This window comes from Bacteroidota bacterium, assembly GCA_034439655.1.
Lineage (GTDB): Bacteria > Bacteroidota > Bacteroidia > UKL13-3 > UKL13-3 > CANJUD01.
In genome coordinates this window covers 1-5,170 of record JAWXAU010000183.1, presented here as the reverse complement: position 1 = coordinate 5,170, position 5,170 = coordinate 1, and the positions used below count along the sequence as shown (strand labels likewise).

General features: G+C 33.6%; 4 protein-coding genes. All 4 read left to right on the top strand.

The window, feature by feature from the left end; translation table 11 throughout:
- The first annotated feature begins 192 nt into the window (after window positions 1–192).
- The 4 genes from SGJ10_13850 to SGJ10_13835 all read left to right on the top strand — a co-directional run bounded on the left by SGJ10_13850 (window position 193) and on the right by SGJ10_13835 (window position 4,647).
- Complete coding sequence (locus SGJ10_13850; GenBank protein MDZ4759205.1) at window positions 193–1,959, top strand: hypothetical protein; 1,767 nt, start codon at window positions 193–195, stop codon at window positions 1,957–1,959.
- Window positions 1,960–2,179: 220 nt separating this feature from the next.
- Complete coding sequence (locus SGJ10_13845; protein MDZ4759204.1) at window positions 2,180–2,815, top strand: RNA polymerase sigma factor; 636 nt, start codon at window positions 2,180–2,182, stop codon at window positions 2,813–2,815.
- 1 nt (window position 2,816) lies between these two features.
- On the top strand, window positions 2,817–4,025 hold the full coding sequence (locus SGJ10_13840) for a hypothetical protein (protein MDZ4759203.1): 1,209 nt from the start codon (window positions 2,817–2,819) through the stop codon (window positions 4,023–4,025).
- 4 nt (window positions 4,026–4,029) lie between these two features.
- Window positions 4,030–4,647, top strand: a complete 618-nt coding sequence (locus tag SGJ10_13835) for a hypothetical protein (protein ID MDZ4759202.1) — start codon at window positions 4,030–4,032, stop codon at window positions 4,645–4,647.
- Window positions 4,648–5,170: the final 523 nt, after the last annotated feature.

Sequence of the window (5,170 nt, the reverse complement as noted above, 5' to 3'; positions counted from 1 at the left end):
CGGGCTGCTGTAAATAAAAAAGGGCAGCCTTCTAAGTTTTAAAATTCGTGTTTCAAACCTTTATATTTATTAGAATCGAATTATGAAAGAGGTCTAATACATTTTCTATCCTACACTGAAATAAAATTATACCTGCAACAATCACAAATTTCACATACTTTTGTTTGAATTATAATTCTAATTATTTACAACATGAAAAAGCTATATGCATTAATTTCAACAATAACATTATTACAATGGTGTAATGCACAAAACACCTACACTATGCACTATAATACAATGACGGTATATGTTACAAAGCCGACACCTTTTGTCCCTTCTTCCTATAGACCGTTCGTTCTTCCTCAATATAATCCAACTCCTAATAAAGCAGGTTCCACGTTTAATTCGGCTGCAAGTTATTCGCGGCAACCAACTGAATCGGAGAAAGCAATTGATGGAATGAAAAAAGCATTTTCTGAAAAGAATTATATATTAACAATTAATCTAGCTGCGAAAGTAGAAGAAATTGCAAAAGGAATTGCGTATAATGAATATTTAATTGGCAGTTATGAAAAATTGGAGCAATATAATAAAATTGCCATAGAAGCATATCAACGAGATATTAAATTCAACGAAATAAAACTTTATAATACAGTTGCCTATGCTTTAACAATAAATGGACTTTATACCAAAGCCAGTAAATATTTTGCTGATGGAAAAGCGTATGAATTTAAAAATACAGACCATGATATCATATTCTGGCGAAGCTATAATTGTTTGAATATGGGTGAATACACACCAGCCTTGAGCGGTTATGATTTTTTAATTTCAGCAGGATATAAAGATATTACTGTATATTATCTGCGTGCTGAAATTTATATTAGGATGTATACCAACACCAAGACAAAAAGTAAAGGACTACTTGATGCTGCTATTGAAGACTTAAACAAAAGCATGGAACTAACCGCTAATAAAGTAGATGCAATTGGAATGCGTGCAAAAGCAAAATATTTATTGGGCGATTATGCAAATTGTGCAGCAGATATAAATGAACAATTGAAAACTGATACACTTATTCCCTCCTGGGTATTGTTGGCAAAATGTAAAATGTTTTTAAAAGACTACAAAGGGAGTATGGATGAATACAATGCAATTATAGCAAAATATCCAAATACGTATGAGGGTTATAATGGCAGGGGTTATATAAAATGCTTGCAGAAAGATTATGATGGTGGCTTGGAAGATATCACCAAGGCCGTAGATTTAAGTAAAGATCGTTCGGAGTCTGTTCCAAAATATGTATATGAGAATTTGGCTTATGCACGTTATTTATTAGGAGATTACAATCTTGCTCTCATCTATCTAAATACAGCTACAGGCTTTGACCACAATTCTTTCATGTCGTACTTTTTAAGGGCCAATTGTATATTGAACGGTGGCACGAATGAATATATTACGACAGCCACTTCCAAAATAAATGCAAAAGAATATGCATGCGATGACTTATATAAAACTTATGAAGTAATGACGAGTGAAAATCCTGATTTCTCTTTAAAAAACGTAGACGAACTCATCACAAGCAACTGCGATATATTAAAGGGTTGGGAAGTATTGAAAAATAGAAAGTATGATTTTAGTATTTTACTCCCATCAGGTGTAAAAAATCCTAAAAATTACTACCGTAACGGAGAATATTTTGAAGCATTTGAAGACAATTCAGGTCGTTTTACTATTGGTATTCAAAAAAATAAGTTGAGCCTCGAAGAAAATGCCAGCAATTATAAGTCCTATTATAAAAGTGTATCTGAGAAAACAAAATTTGCGGGTTGCGATGCCTATAAATTTAAGTATTTCTCGGTCGATACTGGTTATGAGGTCGTACTATTCCAGAAAGACGGTTTATTTTTTATAATAGAATCTACAGGTGGTGCTTGTAAATCGAACAGTTTTTTCAATAGTTTTACTTTCGACAAATAGAAATGGTATGAAATCACTTTTATTGCTCACTTTTTCAATATTATTGTATCACCACATTCGCCTAATGACACCAGATATTTGGATTCGCAATTTGGAAAATAGCGACCTATCCATAAGACCCTGGTTTTATTTTTAGCCATGATTTATTTTTTTATTTCAACAGCCTACCCAACCTCTGCAAAACGAGCTGCGTATTCCCAATTGACATACTTTTGCAAGCGTGCTAACAATAAACCCGACCATACTAAAAGGCTGTATTGACAACGACCGCCGATCGCAGTATGAGCTTTACCGCTTGTGCTATGGCTTTATGATGGGTATTTGTTACCGTTATGCCAATGGGACTGATGGAGCCAAGGAATTGGTAAACCAAGCTTATCTAAAAACTTTGACTAATTTGCATTACTATGATAGTAGTCAATTATTCGAAAGTTGGCTTAGAACCGTTACTGTGCGGGTATGTATTGATGATTTCAGACGACAAAAAAACTATAAAGCCATGATAGAATTAACAGAACATAGCGAACTTAATGAATTTCAAAATGATTTTGACTTGAATGAGGCTGATAAGAAAATTGAAGTGGAACATATTGAACAGGCCATGCAAAAATTGCCAGAAATGAGTCGAAAAGTTTTTAATTTATTTGCGATTGATGGGTTTAGTCACCAAGAAATTTCGGAACAACTAGGCATGAGTGTGGGTACTAGCAAATGGCATGTGAACCAAGCACGAACCAAATTAAAAGAACTACTGATAAGTATGATGGGAAGTTCTATCCCTAAAAACTATACTGTTGGTGGTGCTAGTCTTATTATTATATTTATATTATATACTTTCAAAAATTATATCAACTAAAATGCCTGACCCAAGAGAACCATTCGATGATTTTTTGAAACGGAAATATGATAACAAAGATTTCGGCTTTAAGGAAGAATATTGGCTAGAAGCTGAAAAGCTTCTAGAAAAAAAGAAACGTAGTAAAGGTTTTTTCTGGATATTTATTTTTGTGGGATTCGCCAGCGGAATTGGGACATGGATGCTCATGAGAGATTCAAATAACAATATACAATCAGAAAAAATCACTTCAGGAAATAAACTTCCCACTATTACAAAACCTGAAATAAAGAATGAAACTACAAATAATAATAGCAGTAATAATCCATCAAATAATGAAATAAAAGAGAACAATGTTCCTATTTTATATCAAAAAAATACGAGCAAAAAATATTTTATGGATGATTATAAAGAATATCAAAATAATATTCAGGCAAAAGAAGCTGCTATACCAAATACTGCATCGATAAAACAAAGTGAAAAAGTAATAATGAATACTGAAATTGAAAAGGCATTTGTGAAAAAAGTACCCGATGTTGTGGAAGATTTTCAAAGCAAAAAAAATCAAAATAAAATTGATTCTGTTTTTTTGCAAAAGGAAAAAAATACAGATACACTTAGCCCAGGCAAGCGGTGGATTGGCCTGTATGCAGGTGCTACATGCGATGCTGGCATAAGCCACAAACCAAATGTTTCTATATCATGCGGAATAAATTTTGAAAAAAACTTAAAACCAAATTTCATGCTGGGAATAGGTATATTATATTACAACTCGGGTAATATTGATATATCAAAAGTGTATAATGCACAATCGTATAATTTCGGCATCACAAACTATACAAATACAGTAACAACTAATAGATTGGATTATATATCATTTCCATTTTATTATAAAGGTAGAATAAATAAAAATAATTGGTTAAAAGTTGGAGCTAGTTTGTCGTTTTTAATATATACCAAAAATAATATTGTAACACAAGTACAACAAGATTTTGAAACTCCTGCTATCGTAAAATATTCAGAACCCAATCATAAAACCGGGCTTACCTTGTTTGATCCACAATTTTTTGGATCCTATCAATATCAGTTCAAAAAACGTTGGAGTATGGAATTGAAATATTTCTTTGGCGTTGTTCCAGTGGCTTCTAAAACACACTTTGGTGTGCAACAAGAGAATATTTATAACCGCGGTTTCAATTTATATATCCATTACAACTTTTTAAATTATTAATACCATGAAAAGTATATTATATATCATATTGGGATTTATACTGGCTACTGGCTGTACCAAGCCCGATCCACTATTGCCCCCAACAAGTAACACAAGTCCTGAGTTTTTCATTAAAGGGCAGAAAAATGTGAGCGATTCCATTTATTTGGCTGCAGGTGATGGCGGCATGTATATGTATTCTCAATGGGAACAGAGCAGTTATAACGGTGTTGATAGCTGTTATCAATTTAAATCGAGCATGGCACCCGTTGGCTGCTCTACTTGCAATCCCCGCTTCAATATTATATTTGTTGATTCTGGAAAAACAAGCAAAGGCCAAAATTCCTATATAGATAATTTTGTAAAAGCCGGGAACTTTAGTTTTATAAATCCAACTTTACAAAAAGGGGGAGTTTATATCAATTGGGTAGACAGTTCCGGAACTACCTACTCCTCTAGGAAATTCAACTTCCAACCCGCTTCTGCTAATTTTAAAGTAGCATCTGTAGAAAATTACAAGCTTAATAATGGTATTAAAACCAAAAAAGTTAAATTAAATTTTACTGGTAGGTGTTATAATACGCTAGTAGACTATACTGATTTTATTAATGTGGAAGCTTGTATTGTAATTGGATATCCGTAAGTGAGTGTGCAAACCGGTAAAGGCTTGCGGGGAATTATTCACTAAAAAATTTGTTAGTGTTGATAAACCATTCATTGGGCATTGGCATGGGCAAGTAAAGTGACTTGCAGTTAGACCTCACAAGACTCGAGAATTGTGAGGCAGAAGTCAGTTTGAGTTACAGTTTGAGTGTTGAGGTCTTACACTCTCACTCTCCGCTCTCCCACACTGATTTTGTATTTGGTTAGTTTGAGTTACAGTTTGAGTATTGAGGGGCTAACACACTCACCTTGGATGAATAGCTAAATGCCGATATATATATACATGCTGGTTATTATAAAATTTTTATCTGTTTGAGTACTCAGTTTTATATAAGTTTGGCGTTTGTTTGCCGGGTCACAGACCCTACTATTCATTATAACCCACAAGTGACCGCTAAGGCGAACCGCCCTCGCAAGACTCCAGTCTTGTGAGGGTATTCTACAAGTCTCTGACTTGTGCTGTGTAAATAAATCCAGCATATATCTAACAACCCTTTCAAATT

What these genes read in the sequence shown, in the direction of transcription:
- SGJ10_13850 (MDZ4759205.1), top strand. Translation starts at nt 193, where the DNA reads ATGAAAAAGCTATATGCATTAATTTCAACAATAACATTATTACAATGG.
- SGJ10_13840 (MDZ4759203.1), top strand. Translation starts at nt 2,817, where the DNA reads ATGCCTGACCCAAGAGAACCATTCGATGATTTTTTGAAACGGAAATAT.
- SGJ10_13835 (MDZ4759202.1), top strand. Translation starts at nt 4,030, where the DNA reads ATGAAAAGTATATTATATATCATATTGGGATTTATACTGGCTACTGGC.